17 protein-coding genes are annotated in these 18310 nt (G+C 33.6%); 16 read left to right on the top strand and 1 reads right to left on the bottom strand.

Annotation, left to right across the window (positions count from 1 at the left end):
* The first annotated feature begins 54 nt into the window (after positions 1–54).
* Positions 55–954 (top strand): DUF4349 domain-containing protein, encoded by a 900-nt coding sequence (locus Q0058_RS10665; protein WP_298223735.1) that lies wholly within the window; start codon positions 55–57, stop codon positions 952–954.
* A 130-nt stretch (positions 955–1084) separates the two neighbouring features.
* On the opposite strand, the gene lpdA is transcribed toward Q0058_RS10665, so the two are convergent.
* On the bottom strand, positions 1085–2488 hold the full coding sequence (lpdA, locus tag Q0058_RS10660; RefSeq protein ID WP_298223734.1) for a dihydrolipoyl dehydrogenase: 1404 nt from the start codon (positions 2486–2488) through the stop codon (positions 1085–1087).
* A gap of 224 nt (positions 2489–2712) precedes the next feature.
* On the opposite strand from lpdA, the gene mnmE reads away from it, so the two are divergent.
* From mnmE to Q0058_RS10585, 15 genes are all read left to right on the top strand, one after another.
* A complete protein-coding gene (gene mnmE / locus Q0058_RS10655) occupies positions 2713–4107 on the top strand; it encodes a tRNA uridine-5-carboxymethylaminomethyl(34) synthesis GTPase MnmE (protein ID WP_298223732.1) in 1395 nt (464 codons plus the stop codon).
* 244 nt (positions 4108–4351) lie between these two features.
* A complete protein-coding gene (locus tag Q0058_RS10650) occupies positions 4352–4912 on the top strand; it encodes a helix-turn-helix domain-containing protein (protein WP_298223730.1) in 561 nt (186 codons plus the stop codon).
* A 6-nt stretch (positions 4913–4918) separates the two neighbouring features.
* On the top strand, positions 4919–6064 hold the full coding sequence (locus tag Q0058_RS10645) for a site-specific integrase (protein WP_298223728.1): 1146 nt from the start codon (positions 4919–4921) through the stop codon (positions 6062–6064).
* Positions 6051–7055 (top strand): hypothetical protein, encoded by a 1005-nt coding sequence (locus Q0058_RS10640; RefSeq protein WP_298223726.1) that lies wholly within the window; start codon positions 6051–6053, stop codon positions 7053–7055. Before Q0058_RS10645 ends, Q0058_RS10640 begins: the two co-directional genes overlap by 14 nt.
* Positions 7056–7194: 139 nt before the next feature.
* A complete protein-coding gene (locus tag Q0058_RS10635; protein ID WP_298223723.1) occupies positions 7195–7533 on the top strand; it encodes a helix-turn-helix domain-containing protein in 339 nt (112 codons plus the stop codon).
* A gap of 2 nt (positions 7534–7535) precedes the next feature.
* Positions 7536–8828 carry a DUF3987 domain-containing protein gene (locus Q0058_RS10630; RefSeq protein WP_298223722.1) on the top strand — a complete coding sequence of 431 codons (1293 nt, stop codon included), beginning with the start codon at positions 7536–7538 and terminating at the stop codon, positions 8826–8828.
* A gap of 100 nt (positions 8829–8928) precedes the next feature.
* Positions 8929–9870, top strand: a complete 942-nt coding sequence (locus Q0058_RS10625; protein WP_298223720.1) for a DUF6371 domain-containing protein — start codon at positions 8929–8931, stop codon at positions 9868–9870.
* Between the two features lie 315 nt (positions 9871–10185).
* Positions 10186–10557, top strand: coding sequence for a hypothetical protein (locus Q0058_RS10620; protein WP_298223718.1), 372 nt, complete (start codon positions 10186–10188; stop codon positions 10555–10557).
* Between the two features lie 156 nt (positions 10558–10713).
* On the top strand, positions 10714–11556 hold the full coding sequence (locus Q0058_RS10615; RefSeq protein WP_298223716.1) for a DUF3347 domain-containing protein: 843 nt from the start codon (positions 10714–10716) through the stop codon (positions 11554–11556).
* A gap of 9 nt (positions 11557–11565) precedes the next feature.
* Complete coding sequence (locus Q0058_RS10610; protein WP_298223714.1) at positions 11566–12615, top strand: YncE family protein; 1050 nt, start codon at positions 11566–11568, stop codon at positions 12613–12615.
* Between the two features lie 105 nt (positions 12616–12720).
* Positions 12721–13428: a DUF3347 domain-containing protein gene (locus tag Q0058_RS10605; protein ID WP_298223712.1), complete on the top strand. Its 708-nt coding sequence runs from the start codon at positions 12721–12723 to the stop codon at positions 13426–13428.
* Positions 13429–13887 (top strand): heme-binding domain-containing protein, encoded by a 459-nt coding sequence (locus Q0058_RS10600; RefSeq protein ID WP_298223710.1) that lies wholly within the window; start codon positions 13429–13431, stop codon positions 13885–13887.
* Positions 13880–15124, top strand: coding sequence for a hypothetical protein (locus tag Q0058_RS10595; RefSeq protein ID WP_298223708.1), 1245 nt, complete (start codon positions 13880–13882; stop codon positions 15122–15124). Before Q0058_RS10600 ends, Q0058_RS10595 begins: the two co-directional genes overlap by 8 nt.
* Positions 15125–15134: 10 nt before the next feature.
* Entirely contained in the window at positions 15135–15695 is a 561-nt protein-coding gene (locus Q0058_RS10590; RefSeq protein WP_298223706.1) for an AraC family transcriptional regulator, read from the top strand.
* Positions 15696–15772: 77 nt separating this feature from the next.
* Entirely contained in the window at positions 15773–18310 is a 2538-nt protein-coding gene (locus Q0058_RS10585) for a heavy metal translocating P-type ATPase (protein WP_298223704.1), read from the top strand.

Here is an 18310-nt window from a genome sequence, read left to right as displayed (position 1 = left end):
CAACAACCCGATTACCGTCAAGTAATTTTTAATTCATCCTTTAAAAACAATTTTATGAACACCATCCCACGCATCAGTTTGGTTCTTTTCGGCAGTTTCCTGCTGATCTTTTCGTGCAAACAAGCAGAAGCACCTTCAGAAGAAGCCGCAATTTCCAATGAAAAAATCGCAGTATCTGCTGACTCCGTTAGTCCTGTAAAACCCAAAACCGTAAAACAACCTCAACGGAAATTCATCCGCACCGCTGAGTTAAAATTCAAAGTCAAAAATGTCTCAAAATCGACCGATGCCATTGAAAATGCCGCAAGAAAATATGGTGGATTTGTCGCTTCTTCCGAACTCGAAAGCACCATCAACAAACAATTTTCGACTAAAATCAGCCAGGACAGTACGCTCGAAACCACGCGTTATACCGTAGAAAACAATATTCGGCTCAGGATACCGAATGCACAATTTGATACCGTGGTCAAAACCATTGCGCGTGAGGTTGCTTTTCTGGACAGCCGCCATATCAAAGCGGATGATGTGGCGCTCCAGTTGTTGTCGAACGAAATGGCACAACGGCGAAGTGCCAAGCATCAACAACGGCTTGAAAATGCTGTCGATACCAAAGGCAAAAAACTAAATCAGATCGTCAATGCCGAAGATAAGGTTGATGAAACCGGCACAGCGCAGGATGACAAAAAAATTGAAAATCTGGCTTTGCAGGATCAGGTCAATTTTAGCACGATTACGCTTCATATTTACCAAAAGGAAACGGTGAAACAGGAAATTGTCGCCAATGAAAAAGACGCCAGCGCTTATGAGCCGCCATTGGGATTGCAACTTTTAGATTCGATCAAATCGGGTTGGTATATTTTGGAAAGCCTGTTGGTTTTTGTGGTTCATATCTGGAGTTTGATTCTATTAGGAATATTGATTTATTTGGGTATTAAGCGGTATTCTAAAAAGTAAACGTGGTGTTTTAGTCATTGAAAAACGGCACGCGGATAACACCGAAAACACGGATTTACGCGAATTAAAAAAGCCGTTCAATAGAACGGCTTTCGTATTTAAAAATCTTACAGTCTTAAAATCTTACAGTCTACACATGCAGCGCGCGATTATCCGTAGCTGCTAATGCGGCTTCTTTAATGGCTTCTGCAAACGTCGGATGCGCATGGCTCATTCTTGAAATGTCTTCGGCTGAGGCTTTGAATTCCATCGCGGTTACGGCTTCTGCAATCAAGTCAGCAGTTCTGGCTCCAATCATGTGAACGCCTAACACTTCGTCAGTTTTGGCATCGGCTAGGATTTTTACAAAACCGTCTAAATCTCCACTCGCTCTGGCGCGCCCTAAGGCTTTGAATGGAAAACTTCCTGATTTAAATTCAACGCCTGAAGCTTTCAATTGCTCTTCTGTTTGCCCAACTGCAGCCACTTCGGGCCAAGTGTAAACAACGCCTGGAATCAAATTATAATCGATATGTGGTTTTTGACCGGCAAGGATTTCTGCAACCATGGCTCCTTCTTCTTCGGCTTTGTGCGCTAACATCGCGCCGCGAACGACATCGCCAATCGCGTAAATATTTGGAATGTTGGTTTGAAGATGATCGTTCACTTCAACCATGCCTCTGTCGGTCAGCTTCACGTCTGCTTTATCAGCATTTAGTCCGTCAGTGTATGGGCGACGACCAACCGCTACCAAAGCGTAATCGCCTTCTAAAGTGATGGTTTCTCCTTTTGGGTTTTCGGCTTGCACCGTTACGGCTTTTCCTTTTCTTTCTACGGATTTCACTTTGTGCGACACGTAGAATTTCATGCCTTGTTTTTTCAAGACTTTAGTTAATTCTTTCGACAACGAACTGTCCATTCCTGGAATGATTCGGTCCATGAATTCTACTACGGAAACCTGAGCGCCCAAACGAAGATAGACTTGCCCTAATTCGATGCCGATCACACCGCCACCAATGATGATTAGGTGTTTTGGAACTTCTTTTAATTTCAATGCTTCCGTAGAAGTGATGATTCTTTCTTTATCGAGTTTGATGAACGGCAAGTTCGATGGTTTTGAACCTGTCGCTATAATGATATTTTTTCCTTCGATGGTTTCTGAAGTGCCGTCGGCTTTGGCAATCGCTACGTGCGTCGCATCTACGAAAGAACCCAAACCTTCAAAAACGGTGATTTTATTTTTATCCATCAGGAATTTTACGCCACCAGAAGTTTGATCGACGACCGCTTGCTTGCGGGCAATCATTTTTTCAAGATTCACTTTTACTTCGCCTGACACTTCAATCCCGTGATCGGCGAAATGCTGCAATTCTTCGTAATGGTGCGAAGACGCCAATAATGCTTTCGATGGGATGCAACCTACGTTAAGACAAGTGCCGCCTAAAGTGCTGTATTTTTCGATGATGGCTGTTTTGAAACCCAATTGGGCACAACGAATGGCTGATACGTATCCGCCTGGGCCGGATCCTATGATGACTACGTCAAATGAACTCATGTTTTTTGATTTTAGTGACGCAAATTTACAGTTTTTTTGTTTGCTCGCCAAGACGCCAAGACGCAAATTTTGCAGAAAATTGATTTAAAATCCAATGCCCTAGCCCCGATAGTAGAGGAAATCCTTTTGCGCCGGTGTTCGGCGTAAAAGATTGCAACGGATAGCGGGATCAGCTCCTCAAAATCAAAACAATTTGATTTATCTTTGTCGCTCAAATAAAAAACATGATTCCACAAGACACTATTGTTGCGCTTGCAACGCCTTCGGGTGCCGGCGCTATTGCGATTATCCGCGTTTCGGGTGAAGCGGCGATTGCCATTTCGACTGGTATTTTTAAGTCGGTTCGTGGGAAAGATCTGGAAAAACAGAAGTCGCATACTTTGCATTTAGGCCATATTGTGGATGGCAATAAGACTTTAGACGAAGTATTGGTTTCGATTTTTAAAGGGCCGAATTCGTATACGGGTGAAAATACCGTGGAAATTTCTTGTCATGGTTCTACTTACATTCAGCAGCAAATTATTCAGTTGTTGTTGCGTAAAGGTTGCCGAATGGCCAATGCGGGCGAATTTACTTTGCGTGCTTTTCTCAATGGCAAACTTGATTTGTCACAAGCTGAAGCCGTTGCCGATTTGATTTCTTCGGACAACGAAGCGTCACACCAGATTGCGATGCAGCAGATGCGCGGCGGGTTTTCGAACGAGATTGCGAATTTGAGGGTTGAGCTGTTGAATTTCGCTTCGCTGATTGAACTCGAACTTGATTTTGCAGAGGAAGATGTGGAGTTTGCCGATCGTTCACAATTCAATGAATTGATTGAGCGTATCGAACTGGTTTTAAAAAGATTAATAGATTCATTTGCCGTTGGAAATGTAATTAAAAACGGTATTCCTGTAGCCATTGTTGGTGAGCCGAATGTTGGAAAATCCACTTTACTCAATGCCCTTTTGAATGAGGAACGCGCGATTGTTTCCGAAATTGCCGGAACCACGCGTGATACGATTGAAGATGAACTGGTGATTGATGGAATCGGATTTAGATTCATCGATACGGCGGGAATCCGCGAAACGAAAGATGTCGTCGAAAGTATTGGCATTCAAAGAACTTTTGAGAAGATTGAACAGGCACAAGTCGTTTTGTTTTTGGTGGATAGTTCGAGATTTACGATTGATCTTTTGAAAGTGGAGATTGAGAAAATCAGAAACCAATTTCCGCTAAAGCCTTTGATTGTTGTTTTGAATAAGATTGACACGTTGGCTGAAGGAACATTAACTTCGATTGTTGAAAAACTTTCCAATAGCAACGCGCAACTGATTCCGATTTCGGCTAAGAATAAAACCGGCATTGAAGATTTAAAAAATCAATTGTTGTCGTTTGTCAACACCGGAGCATTAAGAAACAACGAAACGATTGTAACCAATACGCGCCATTATGATTCCCTGCTTAAGGCACTTGAAGAAATTCAGAAAGTGAAATATGGCTTGCAGACGAATTTATCTTCAGACCTTATGGCCATTGATATTAAAGAAGCTTTATACCATTTTGGGATGATTACCGGGCAGGTTACTAATGATGAGTTGTTGGGGAATATTTTTGCAAATTTCTGTATCGGCAAATAGCACTCACAAATCATTAAAAATTAAAACAAAGAAAAATACATCAATCCCTTTTAAATAAAGGGATTTTTTATTTTATTTAAAATATTGACTTCGTGTTGTTTTGTTATTTTTTGCTATTTTTTGTACCATTTTTGTACCTCATAAACATATTTTTACTATTTTTGAAATGAAATGGCGAAATTATGTCCCTTATTTACCCTTAATTCTGCTTATTTCGCTTTATATCCTTTTAATTCCACTAAATATGAGTTCAAATATTATAGTAAAAAGAATATGTGATTATTGTAAAAACACCTTTGATGCTAAAACAACAAAGACTAAATATTGCTCTCATATTTGTAACAGCAGAGGTTATAAATTAAATCAAAAATTGAAAAAAATTGAAACGAGCGATACAGAAACAAAATCAAAAGTTTCTAAATATGTTGTGGATGTAAATTCAAAAGATTTTTTAACCGTTAAAGAAGCATCTACATTACTGAATATGTCTTCCAAAACCATTTATAGATTAATTGAACAAAAGGACTTAAACGCATACAATTTTTCGGTTAGAAAAATACTTATCAGAAGAAAAGATATTGATGATTATTTTGAAAGGAATTTGATAAGTGATGATTATGTTAACCCCGAAAGAAAAAGCGAAATAAATTTGAAAAACTCCTATACCATTAATGAAGCCATTGAAAAATTTAATATTTCAAACGGCGCATTATACAATATTATCAAAAGGCACAACATCCCAAAGGAGAAACACGGAAAATATACATTAGTAAAAAAGGAAGATTTAAACAGAATTTTTCAATAACCAAATATGAGTAAAGTAACATTAAGAGAAAAAACATTGAATACTGGTAAAATAAGCCTTTATTTAGACTACTACCCTCCTATTATTAACCCTAAAAACGGAACGGAAACCCGCAGAGAATTTTTAAAATTATATCTATTCAGTAATCCAAAAACAGCAGAAGAAAAAAAACACAATAAAGAAAATCTTGACCTTGCAGAGATAATTAAATCTAAAAGAAATGTTCAACTTAAAAACAAAGAATTTGGCTTTAAAGACAATGTAGTATTGAATGTAAATTTTATAACTCTATACAAAAGCGTTGTTGATGATTATTTTAATAGTGGTAGTGAATCCAATTACAACTCTTGGAAAGCTTCATTAAATCATTTGGAAAATTTTAGTGGTGGCACAATATTATCAAATAATCTGACGCTCGATTATATTAAAAAATACAGAGCCTATCTTTTAAACGCAAAAAGTACAAGAAATTCAAAAATTGCCAAAGACCTAGCAAAAAATACTGCTTCTTCATACTTTAAAAATTTTATAACTGTCCTCAAGATTGCATATAAACAAAATTTGATTGAAAAGAATTTAGCCGAAGATGCTGAATACATTAAAGAAGAAGAAACACATCGGGAGTATTTAACCGAAGAAGAAATCTCTTTGCTATGGAAAACTGAAATTAAAATCGAGAAAGTAAAATATATGGCAATATTTTCCGCTTTGAGTGGTTTGCGTTTTGTAGATATAAACAATCTTTACTGGGAAAACATATTTAAAGACAAACATCAAGGATATTACATTTCATTAAGAGAGGAAAAGACAAAATCAATAAAAAATCATCCTATTTCTGATACTGCTTATAATATTCTGAAAACACAAAAAACAAATACAGGACTGATATTTGGAGGTATTCAATATTCACAAATAACTAGACCTTTAAAAGATTGGATAACGAAGTCCGGCATTAAGAAGAAAATTTCATTTCATAATTTCCGACACAGCTACGCAACCCTACAACTTGCAAATGGAACAGACATATATACCGTATCAAAATTATTAGGTCATAAAAACGTTTCTACAACACAGATTTATACCAAAGTAATGGACAAAAACAAAATTGAAGCCGCAAATCGAATAAACATACAATTAGATGGAATATCTTAAAAATCATCAGGAAATAACAAATACAGAATTAAAAAAAATACTCGACTTTATTATTACTTCTTTTAAATCGGATTATGAAGACGGAAGAACAGCTCTTAAATCAATCGATGATACAATAAGACGAATTTGGGATGAATTTATTGAAACCAGTTTCATATATAAGTACAAAGACCATTTTGAAGAAGTATATCGAATTTATAGGCTATCATTATCTAATTATAACAAAAATAAAGTAGATGTAGTAAAATCTGTCTTAAAAAATGAAGCGCACGAAGAGTTTTTGAAGAGATTAAAAATTAAGAAAGTTTCAAATTATACTTATGATGATGATTTTGACAATATTAGCTATGAAAGCTTTATCATCCATTTATTAAAATACGATGTTTATCAAAACACCTATAATAGATTGTGGGATAATATTGAGCTGTATAAATTGTTTTATGAAGTAAACAATTATGAAGATTTCACTTTAGAAAAATTTGATGGGCATGTAGTCAATTCACCGTTATTTAGAAAAATATTTTCTGAATATTATCCTAGTAAAAAAATCCCTATTGCAGTAAAACGAATTGATGATTATCTTAATACTGTTTATGATATAATTGAAGACAGCGAAGAATTAAATGTTCCTGTAATTAATTCTGAAGCAAAAGACAAAATAAGAAAACAAACATTTGAAATTGACGAACAGTTATTGATTTTAAACCTTTGCTTATCAGATAAAAACTCTATTCCACTAACCGAAAAAATAAAATTGATAATTCTTATTGGCGAAATAAAAGACGACTCCATTTTATACGAATCGTCTTCAAACAATAAAGTATATCAAAAAGTAAATAAAGGAATTTTAAGAAGAGGTAGTTCAAATACAATGTTAGATACCATAGACAGCATTAAAATTAAAATTGATGAATTTGATTTAGTACATACAAAACAAACGTTAAAAAAACATAGAACATCGTTGATTTCTGAACAAAAAGAAACAAAATAACACAAAAAATCAAAATCACATCTCAACATATATCATTGTTTTTCAATACATTAATACATCCCTAAAGTATCCATAAGCCATCCCTAAAGTATTCCTTTAGGGATTTTTTCATTTTACGTTTGCCCCATAAAACAGAAAAATGAATCAACAAATTTACATGCTCTCGGAGGAAGGAATAAAAGTACTTGCAGAGCAAATCACGGAAAACATTAAAAAGGCGATGAATCCCTCTATTTCTTTAACGGAGGATGTCTTTATGAACATTGATGAAACTGCAAAACTCATCAATTTGGCAAAACCCAGTGTTTATGGACTGGTTCATCAAAACAGAATTCCATTTCATAAAAAAGGGAAGCGTTTGTACTTTTTGAAATCACAAATTATTGATTGGTTAAAGTCTGGGAAAAAAGATTCCAAAGATGACACGGAAGCAAAAGCCAATGAATATTTAATGAAAAACCAACTGTTTAATCGTTAACTATGGATTTAAAAAATCTTAAAGATATTGATGATAAAATTGGAAACGCTTTTAAACCAAATAAAGAAATTGCAATTAATCAATTAGAAGAAATAATTTCCAAGATGCCAATTGAAATCAAAACTCTTATTAACGATGCGTTTACTTTAAAAAGGATTCCAAAAGAATATTTATTAAGTTCAATATTATTCGCTTACAGTAATGCTGGTGGTCTTGCCTTTTCAATAAAAGCGATGGGATATATAAATTATGCCAATTTATACTTTTCTATAATTGGAAGTCGTGGAGATATTAAATCACCCGCAATGGATTTAGCAACACTTCCTTTGGTAAAATATGACAACGAAAAGTACAAAGAATTCAAGAAAAATAATGCTGAATTAGATGAAACTGAAAAGAGTGATAGAAAACAATTGTTTCTTCAAGATGCTACCATCGAATCGGCAATTTATACGCATTATAAAAACAAATATTCTATTGGGATTTTTATAGATGAACTCTATTTCATTATTGAAAAAATGGCAAATAAAAGCAGTACTGAAGGCACAGCTTGGAGAACTTTCTTTTTACAAGGAAATACCAATAAGCATATTGATATATCCCGAAAAACAACTGAAAGTTTCAGAATCGAAAAATCATACCCAACTTTATTAGGCTCAATTCAAAATCAATTTGTTCCTAAATTATTCGCTGATGGAAATTTAGAAAGCGGGTTAATCGACAGAATTCTTTTTACAAACAAGTTGACAATGAATAATCAATTGTCTATAAATGATATTTCTACTGAAGCAACTGAAAATTATTCTAAATCCTTAATCAACCTTTTAAATTATCGTACCGAAATAGAAAACACTTTTGAAATGGACGATTTACAGATAGAGCTTGATTCAAATGCCAATAAAAGACTTTTTGAGTATTCTCAAGAATTAATAAATCGTCAAAACAAAGTGAATGATTTAAGCAAAGAATACATTTCAAAAATGATGATAAACATTCACAAAATAAGTCTTTTAACACACTTGATTTTAAATTCTAAAAGACAATCATATCAGAATAAAATCAATGTTGAAACCATTGAAATTGCAATATTGATTCTTGAGTTCTATTTCATTAACTTCAAAATTGTTTTAGATGAAAACATCAATCAAAAAGAGAAATTACCAACTACTGAAGACATTATCAGATTGGCAATAAAAAACAATGCTAGTCAAAAAGATGTTGTTGCCATTACCGGAATGAATAAATCAACCATATCAAGAAAATGGAATAACGAATTGATGCAACTTGCAACTTGAGATTAAAACACAAAACCTCTGAAAAACCAATAGAAACAATACTTAACAACGATTATTCAAAAGATTGCAAGTTGCAGGTTGCAAACAAAAATATATAGTAATGCTACAAAAAACCAAATTAGAACTTACATTCAACTCAAAAAGAGATTATAAATTAATCACTCCTTGCTGTGGTAGAAATAATTCGGACGGAAAATTTATCAACTATAAAAATTTAAGTTCAAATTATGGTTATTGTCATTCTTGTGGAAAAGCTTCATTACCCCCTACTATATATACTGATGAAAACGGAAACGAATACATTTGGGATGAATTAGAAAATAAATTTCAAACAGACTTTATTCCAACCAGAAATAATATTGCAAATCTACCTACAACAACTACTCAAAAATTTATAGATGAATCAATAATATGGAAGTATTTCAAAGTAAATCCCGAAAACAATCTTCTACAATATTTACGCAAAACTTATGGCGATACTAAAACAGAAGATGCAAAAGAAACTTATGCTTTAGGAACAAGTAATGATGGTGGGATTATATTTTGGAGTATAAACACCAATCTAAATGTTCTAAAGGCTAAAATAGCTTACTATGATACAAATGGTAAACGAACTAATAAATTTAGAGTTCCTTATAAAAATGAAGATGGTTATTTCAACTGCTTATTTGGAGAACATTTGGTTTACGATAAAATCAAAACAAAGAAAACCATTGTATTAACTGAAAGTGAAAAAACAGCTATTATTGGCTACATTTTATTTCCTCAATATGTTTGGGTGGCTTATGGTGGAATTAATGGATTAACAGAAAGTAAAATAAGCCCTTTAATTGGTCATAATGTGCTAATTGTTCCCGATATGAGCGAAAATGCCGTTAGCATAATTTCAAATAAAATGCCTCATCTTATTTCATTGGGGATAAATGCTAAAATATGGGATATGACCGAAAGTAAATCTGACGAACAATTAAAACTTGAGGGGATTTATAATAATGATTTAGAAGATGTTTTTAGAAAAATAAATGTTTTTCAACAAGAATAAACCATTGCAATGGCATTGCAATTATCCTCCTAAATCATTGCAATACCATTGCAATATCTCTCAATTCCTTAGTAAAAAGAAACTTTCATACTAATTAATTCTTTCAATGTCATTGCAATTAATAATCGAAAACATTGCAATATTCTTTTCGGGACAGTATACTATAATTTACAATATTATCTTAACGAAATAAATAACAAAAACAATTCACCTTAATAGTTTTTTGAATAATTCTCAAAAAAGCGTAACGTTTTAACAAATGTTTAGTGAAATATTAATTGCATTTAATTACTTTTGATGTGTTTAGTTTTAAAAATGAAAAAATACCACTTCATATTACTTCTGTTATTAGGCATATTCTTTATGCCTAATAACACTTATGCTTGTGGAACTTGCTCGACTGACAAACATTCAGCAAAAAAAGAAGTTTCATCCAAAACAGAAAAAGACGGTTGTTGCGAAAGTAATAATCATTCCAAAACTAAAAACCATAACGGTTGTGGTGGAAAATGTGGACATTCAAAATGTGCTTGCCCTTCAGTTAGTAATGGTTTTACAATTTCATCCGAACTTGTTTTAAAAAACAATAACTTTGATTTTTCTTCTGAAAAACAAAAATTCTCTAATTCAGAAACCTTTATTTCTTCTGGTTTCTACTTCCTTTGGTTAATACCAAAAATAAGCTAAAACCCCTTTTTGACAGCCATAAGTGTGTCAAATCGAAAGCGTAATTTGCTTTTCAAATCATTTATTTTCTCGGTTAATTCAATTTCAAAATTTGAGCATAATACGCTGCGTTTTGTGGTTGTTTAACTAATTCAATTTAAAATTAATTTCATAACGATGAACTCATTAAAAAAAGTAATGATGGCAGTTTTAGTATTGCTATCAATAGTATCAAACGCACAAATAAAAAATGCTAAAACCGAAACAGTTAAAATATTCGGAAACTGTGGTATGTGCAAAACCAAAATAGAAAAAGCAGGGAATCTAAAAAATATTGCCCAAGTCGATTGGAATGAAGATACCAAAATGGCTACCCTGACTTATGATGAAAGTAAAACCAATCAAGATGAAATATTAAAACGTATTGCTCTTGTTGGTTATGACAGCGAAAAATTCCTTGCTCCTGATAAAGTCTATTCAAATCTTCCAGGCTGTTGTCAGTATGACCGAGAAGCAAAAGTTCCAGTAACAGTAGATGCGGTTTCGGGAGCAAATAAAATGGCAATGAATGACCATACTGCAATGAATGATAGTCAAGAAAAAAATCAATTGCAATCAGTATTTGATAACTATTTCTTATTGAAAGATGCCTTAGTAAAAACAGATTCTAAAACAGCAGCAACTAAAGCAAATGAATTACTAACATCAATTGAAACCGTAAAAATGGAAACTTTGAAAATGGATGTTCACATGGTTTGGATGAAAGTTTTGAAAGATTTGAAAGCTGATGCTAAAAGTATTTCAGAAACTCAGGACATCAAAAAGCAAAGAGATTCTTTTAAATCATTATCTAAAAACACTTATGAATTGATAAAGGTTTCAAAACCTACAGAACCAGTATATTACCAATACTGCCCTATGCAGGATGCTAATTGGTTAAGTAAAGAAAATGCAGTTAAAAACCCTTACTATGGCTCACAAATGCTGACTTGTGGTAAAACAGTAGAAACAATCAAATAAAATCTAAAAATGAAAAAAATAAATTCAATATTCGTTCTAGCAACTGCAATAGTTGCACTTTTCACATTAGCTTCATGTTCAAAAGATAACAATACAGCTACTCCTTTAAATGTAGATTACCCAGCAGCTTATGTTGTCAATGGTCAAGATGCAACAGTTTCAGTAATAAAACTATCGACAGGAGAAGTAACAGGAACAATATCGTTTCCTAGTTCCGATATGATTACTTGGCCACATCACATTGCTTATCATCAAGGACATTTAGCTTTGGGAGTACCAGGAATGGATTTTAGTGGTGGTCATGCAACAACTGGTTCAATGCCGGGTAAAATGTTAGTTTTAAATGCAACGACAGGTGCAATTTTAGAGGATTTAGATTTACCAGTAATGAATCACAATACTATATATTCCCCTGACGGTACAGAAATTTGGGTTCCGCAAATGGACATGGATGGAAAAGTATTGGTTTATAATGCTACAACCTATGCATTGATGAACACAATTACAGTTGGAATGATGCCCGCAGAATTAACATTTTCATCTGATGGGACAAAAGCGTATGTGGCTAATGGAGACGATGATACAGTTTCTGTAATCAATGTTGCTACAAAAGCGGTTATAACTACTGTAAATGTTGGCGATAATCCAGTTGGTGCTTGGACTGGAAGCAACGGACAAATGTTTGTTGACAACGAAGACGGACAATCTATTTCAGTAATTAATGTCGCTACAAATGCAGTTGACCAAACTATTGCTTTAGGTTTTATGCCGGGTATCGCTGCTCACAATGGGGTTAAAAATGAATTGTGGGTTACAGATCCTATGAATGCAAAAGTACACTACTACACTTGGGATTCAGGTATGGGAATGTGGATGGATGCAGGTGTAATAAATACAGGAAATGGCACTCATGCAGTTGCTTTTACAACTGATGGAAATACAGCTTATGTTACAAATCAATCCGCAAAATCTGTTTCTGTAATAAATGTAAACAATCATACAGTTACTAAAACAATTATTGTAGGTAACAAGCCAAATGGTATCGTTTTAAAAATGTAATTATAAAAATGAAAAAAACACTAAACATATTGAAGTGGATTTTCAAAAAAATATTTATTAAAAAATGTTGCCAATAGCAACGATAACGATTTAAAATATAAAAAAATGAAAAATATAATGCTTTCAGCCATAGCAATGGCATTTGTTCTAGTTTCTTGTAATCAAAAAAACAAAGAAGCTTCAACAACTAATTCAGAAAAAACAGAAAGTACCTCGCAGTTATATGCGTGTTCAATGCACCCAGAAGTAACAGGGAAAAAAGGCGATAAATGTTCAAAATGTGGTATGGAATTAACCGAGCCAGTTGCAACCACAGAGTCAAAAACGAATGATACAATAACAAAAGTTGAAGAAACTGTTGTTAATTCTATGGTAGCACCATCAGACTATGTAACTGACATTATAACTTGCTATATAAATCTTAAAAATAAATTAGCAAAAGACGATTCTAAAGGTGCTGCGGAAAAAGGCAAAATGCTATTAGCATCATTTAACAGGTTTGATGCAAAAACGCTTGATGCGAAGCAGAAAAAAGAATATCTTGATATTGCCGATGATGCTAAAGAACACGCTGAACATATTGGAGCAAATGGAGATAAATTAGAACACCAAAGAGAACACTTTGTATTATTAAGCAAAGACATCAATGATTTGATTAAAGTCTTCGGCACAAAAAGAAAGTTATATCAAGATTATTGCCCTATGGCAGATGAGGGAAAAGGTGCAATTTGGATAAGCGAAGTAAAAGACATTAAAAACCCATATCAAGGCAGCAAAATGTTAACTTGTGGTTCTATCAAAAAAACATACTAAATGAAAAAAATCATCAAGAAAATAGCAATTATTGGATTCATTATTTTTTTGCTGATGCAATGCTATCAACCTGCTCGTAATATTGGTTACGAGCAGTATTTTTCAGCAAATTTCACTGAAATGTATAAAGTACCAAAGAATATCGAAACCACTTTAAGAGCATCCTGCTATGATTGTCATAGTGATAATACAAACTATCCTTGGTACTCTTATGTTCAACCCATTCGTTTCTTTATGGACGGGCATATTAATGAAGGAAAAAAGGAACTAAATTTCAATGAGTTTGGAAATTATTCTAATAGAAAACAAAGAAGTAAATTAGAGGCAATAAGCAAACAAATAAAATCAAACGAAATGCCTTTAAGTTCTTATACTTTGATTCACAAAAATGCAATACTTACAGCCAAACAAAAAGAAGAAATAATCAATTGGATAAATACCCTTAATAAAGATGAGTAACCTAACACAAATTATTCAGCAATACAAAAATGACAACGAAAGTGTTTACAATACTTGGTTTGTAGATAATGACCAACGACTAAAAGCTTTCCGAACAATTAGACGTGGTGTTTTACAAGTTATTGAAGACATAAAAAACAAAAACTTCCCAAACGATTTTAAAGAAAGTAGTTTAGAGTTTGTGTTGAGTTGTATTGCAGAACAAAAGCAGGTTTTCGTGGGAGTTGCACATCCTTTTTATTGGAAACCAAAATTGCGCATCCCCGATATTTATGAAAATCAAACCAACAAAATAGCTTTTGGTCAGTTTCTCGAAAATTGCATCAATGCTAAAACTGAAGAACAAGTTGTAAAAGAAATTGTAAAGTTAGATACACTTAAAATAAAGGGACTTGGTCCAGCGGTTGCAAGTATTTTATACTTCATACACCCTACTTGGTTTCCACCATTCAATACAGCTATTCTCAATGGATTTAATTTCTTGTACAAAGACAAAAAGAAATTAGGAAGTTGGACAGAATACCTAAAAATCCGTGAAACACTACTCGAAACAAACAGCGCACATAAATCTGAATTATCCAATGATTTAGGAGCAATCGCAGGACTGTGTTTTGAAATTGGAACGCAAAAAATGTTGATTGGCAATGATGAATATTTGAGCGAAGAAGAACGTAATAAATTTGAAAAGAACATTGTAAAACGCCAAAAGGAAATTCAGGAAGAAAAGCAAGAAGAAAACCTTCATAGTGAAATGCAATACCATTTATTAAAAATTGGAGCGTCATTAGGTTTTGATGTTACACCTGCCAGTAATGATAAAAGTAAAGCATTCAATGGACAAAGTTTTTCTTTTATCTCTATGAGTAAATTCCCTGAGTTACCCTGTGATAAAGACACGCAAAACACTATCAAACTAATTGATGTCCTTTGGTTTGAAAAAGGAACAAACAATATTATTGGTGCATTTGAAGTAGAAAAAAGCACCAGTATTTATTCAGGAATTTTACGCCTTTCTGACCTTTATTTTAGTATTTCCGATGGTGATGAAGTATTCTATATCATTATTCCCGACAGTCGAGAAAAAGATGTTATTCAGCAACTCAACAGACCTGCTATAAAAAACTCAAAAATGATTATCAAATACATATTGTTTTCAGAATTGAGAGCCAATTGTGATGCCATTTGCAAATTCGGTTCAGACCATTCAATAATGGATAAAATAGCAAAATCAATTTAACCGTTACCATATGAAACTGTACATAAAAAATATGGTTTGTAGTCGCTGCAAAATGGTTGTAAAGTCTGTGTTTGAAAATATAGGCATTAACCCTATTGGAGTTGAATTGGGTGAAGTTGAATTGAAAAATGACATTGAAGAAAACCAAAAACAAGAATTACTGAAAAGTCTTCGTGCTATTGGCTTTGATTTAATTGATGATAGAAAAAGTAAAGCAATTGATAAAATTAAAACACTCATTATTGATTTGGTTCAGAATAAAAACAATGATTTAAAAAGCAATTTATCCGATTACCTTTCACAACAACTTCATCAAGATTACAATACATTGAGCAATCTCTTTTCCGAAGTAGAAAACACTACTATAGAAAAGTATTTTATGAATCAGAAAATTGAAAAAGTAAAAGAGTTAATTATTTACGATGAACTATCATTAAGCGAGATTGCCTATTCTCTAAATTACAGTAGCGTTTCTCATTTAAGCAACCAGTTCAAAAAGATAACGGGCTTTTCACCAACCTATTTTAAAAGCATAAAATCTGTAAAACGAAGACAAATAGAAGATTTATAAATCTTGCAAATCAAACCCAAAATTGTGCAACTCCAATAAACTGTTATACTGGAAATTTGTATTAAAATAACAAAAAGATGATACATACTTATAACATTACCGGAATGACTTGTGATGGTTGTCGTAGCAAAGTCGAAAAAACATTAAATACTATTGAGGGCGTTGAAGCTTCAGTTTCATTAAACCCACCCATAGCTACTATAACTATGGAAAAACACATTCCAACAACGCAGTTACAAGAAGCGTTAACCGCCGTTGGAAAATACATCATAGAAATGACCAATGGAAAAAATCCACAGGAATCAAATACAAATGAAGCTACTTCAAAATCTTGTTGCTCCACACATTCTCACAGCCACAAAAATGAATTAAAAGTGCCAAGTAATGCTAATGGAAAATACTATTGCCCAATGCACTGCGAAGGCGAAAAAGTCTATGACAAAGCAGGAGATTGTCCTGTGTGTGGAATGGATTTAGTCAAAGCACCAGAGTTGACAGTTAGCAAAACTTTGTATACTTGTCCAATGCACCCAGAAGTTATTAGTGAAACTCAGGGTTCATGTCCAATTTGCGGAATGGATTTAGTCCCTATGAATCCAACTGACACCGAAGACCAAAAAACGTATAAGGATTTGGTAAAGAAAATGAAAATAGCGGTTGTATTTACAGTTCCCATTTTCGCTATTGCAATGATAGAAATGGCACACAACAATCCATTACTTCAACTAATGGAAGCTTCAAAATGGAATTGGATACAACTACTACTTTCGCTTCCAGTGGTTTTTTATGCCTGTTGGATATTCTTTGTTCGTGCTTGGAAGTCAATAATCACATGGAATTTGAATATGTTTACCCTTATCGGAATTGGTACTGGAGTAGCCTTTCTATTTAGTTTAGTCGGAATGTTTTTTCCCGATATTTTCCCAAGTGAATTTAAGACAGAACACGGAACAGTATTACTCTATTTTGAAGCTACAACTGTCATTCTAACTTTGGTTTTGTTAGGGCAATTGTTAGAAGCGAGAGCGCATAGTCAAACTAGCGGAGCGATAAAAGAATTATTAAAATTGGCTCCTACAGAAGCTACTTTGGTTATTGATGGAAGCGATAAAGTAATCTCAATTCACGACATCAAAAAAGGCGATTTATTAAGAGTAAAACCCGGAGACAAAATTCCTGTAGATGGAAAAATAACCGATGGAGAAAGTAGCATTGACGAAGCAATGATTACTGGCGAACCAATACCAGTTGACAAAAAAAAAGATGATAATGTAATTGCAGGAACAATCAACGGTAATAAATCATTTGTAATGGTAGCTGAAAAAGTGGGTTCAGAAACCTTGCTTTCTCAAATCGTTCAAATGGTAAATGATGCCAGTCGTTCAAGAGCGCCAATTCAAAAATTAGCCGATAGTATTGCAAAATATTTTGTGCCAATTGTTGTGATTATTTCGGTAATTACCTTTTTCATTTGGGCAAAATTTGGTCCCGAACCTGCTTTAGTATATGGTTTTATAAATGCCATAGCTGTACTAATCATTGCCTGTCCCTGTGCTTTGGGGTTGGCAACTCCTATGTCAGTAATGGTGGGTGTTGGTAAAGGTGCGCAATCAGGCGTTTTGATAAAAAATGCTGAAGCTTTAGAAAAAATGAATAAAGTAAATGTGCTAATTACTGATAAAACAGGAACCATAACTGAGGGAAAACCATCTGTTGAAAAAATCTATTCGTCAGATAACAACGAAGAGGATTTATTGAAAAGCATTGCTTCATTAAATCAGTATAGTGAACATCCATTGGCACAAGCTGTTGTGAATTATGCAAAAACAAAATCCATTTCATTAATTGAAGTTAAAGATTTTGAAGCCGTTGCAGGCAAAGGAGTTACAGGAACAGTAACCAATAAAAAAGTAGCATTAGGAAATAAAAAACTAGTGGAACAAGTAAAGGCAAGTGTTTCAAATGATTTGGAAAACAAAATTATTGCCGAACAAAAATTAGGGAAAACTGTTTCTTATATTGCCGTTGATGGTATTGTGGTTGGATTTGTATCAATAACAGATGCTATTAAAACCTCTAGCGAAGAAGCCATAAAAGAACTAATGCGTCAAGGTGTTGAAGTAATTATGCTAACTGGCGACAATGTAAATACAGCCAAAGCTGTTGCTGATGAATTAAACTTATCATCCTACAAAGCAGGGTGTTTACCCGAAGACAAATTAAACGAAATTAAACGTTTACAATCCGAAGGAAAAATTGTAGCGATGGCAGGCGATGGTATAAATGATGCCCCTGCTTTAGCACAAGCCGATATCGGGATAGCAATGGGTACAGGAACAGATGTAGCCATTGAAAGTGCCAAAATCACATTAGTAAAAGGCGATTTGCAAGGTATAGTGAAAGCCAAGAATTTAAGTCATGCCGTTATGAGAAATATTAAGCAGAACTTATTTTTTGCATTTTTCTATAATGTGTTAGGTGTTCCAATTGCAGCGGGAGTTTTATATCCGTTTTTTGGAATTTTATTATCCCCAATGATAGCTGCCTTAGCAATGTCATTCAGCTCAGTATCTGTAATAGTAAATGCGTTACGATTACGAAATTTAAAACTTTAA

Origin of the sequence: Flavobacterium sp. (assembly GCF_027484705.1) — a bacterium.
In the GTDB taxonomy this organism is placed as follows: Bacteria; Bacteroidota; Bacteroidia; order Flavobacteriales; family Flavobacteriaceae; genus Flavobacterium.
Note: the sequence above shows the minus strand (reverse complement) of the source record. Positions and strands in the feature narration are given on the sequence as shown.

Coding starts and splice junctions, on each gene's coding strand:
- Q0058_RS10595 (WP_298223708.1), top strand. CDS start 13,880: ATGAGTAACCTAACACAAATTATTCAGCAATACAAAAATGACAACGAA.
- Q0058_RS10645 (WP_298223728.1), top strand. CDS start 4,919: ATGAGTAAAGTAACATTAAGAGAAAAAACATTGAATACTGGTAAAATA.
- Q0058_RS10615 (WP_298223716.1), top strand. CDS start 10,714: ATGAACTCATTAAAAAAAGTAATGATGGCAGTTTTAGTATTGCTATCA.
- Q0058_RS10600 (WP_298223710.1), top strand. CDS start 13,429: ATGAAAAAAATCATCAAGAAAATAGCAATTATTGGATTCATTATTTTT.
- Q0058_RS10635 (WP_298223723.1), top strand. CDS start 7,195: ATGAATCAACAAATTTACATGCTCTCGGAGGAAGGAATAAAAGTACTT.
- Q0058_RS10640 (WP_298223726.1), top strand. CDS start 6,051: ATGGAATATCTTAAAAATCATCAGGAAATAACAAATACAGAATTAAAA.
- Q0058_RS10585 (WP_298223704.1), top strand. CDS start 15,773: ATGATACATACTTATAACATTACCGGAATGACTTGTGATGGTTGTCGT.
- Q0058_RS10630 (WP_298223722.1), top strand. CDS start 7,536: ATGGATTTAAAAAATCTTAAAGATATTGATGATAAAATTGGAAACGCT.
- Q0058_RS10625 (WP_298223720.1), top strand. CDS start 8,929: ATGCTACAAAAAACCAAATTAGAACTTACATTCAACTCAAAAAGAGAT.
- Q0058_RS10590 (WP_298223706.1), top strand. CDS start 15,135: ATGAAACTGTACATAAAAAATATGGTTTGTAGTCGCTGCAAAATGGTT.
- Q0058_RS10605 (WP_298223712.1), top strand. CDS start 12,721: ATGAAAAATATAATGCTTTCAGCCATAGCAATGGCATTTGTTCTAGTT.
- lpdA (WP_298223734.1), bottom strand. CDS start 2,488: ATGAGTTCATTTGACGTAGTCATCATAGGATCCGGCCCAGGCGGATAC.
- Q0058_RS10620 (WP_298223718.1), top strand. CDS start 10,186: ATGAAAAAATACCACTTCATATTACTTCTGTTATTAGGCATATTCTTT.
- mnmE (WP_298223732.1), top strand. CDS start 2,713: ATGATTCCACAAGACACTATTGTTGCGCTTGCAACGCCTTCGGGTGCC.
- Q0058_RS10650 (WP_298223730.1), top strand. CDS start 4,352: ATGAGTTCAAATATTATAGTAAAAAGAATATGTGATTATTGTAAAAAC.
- Q0058_RS10665 (WP_298223735.1), top strand. CDS start 55: ATGAACACCATCCCACGCATCAGTTTGGTTCTTTTCGGCAGTTTCCTG.
- Q0058_RS10610 (WP_298223714.1), top strand. CDS start 11,566: ATGAAAAAAATAAATTCAATATTCGTTCTAGCAACTGCAATAGTTGCA.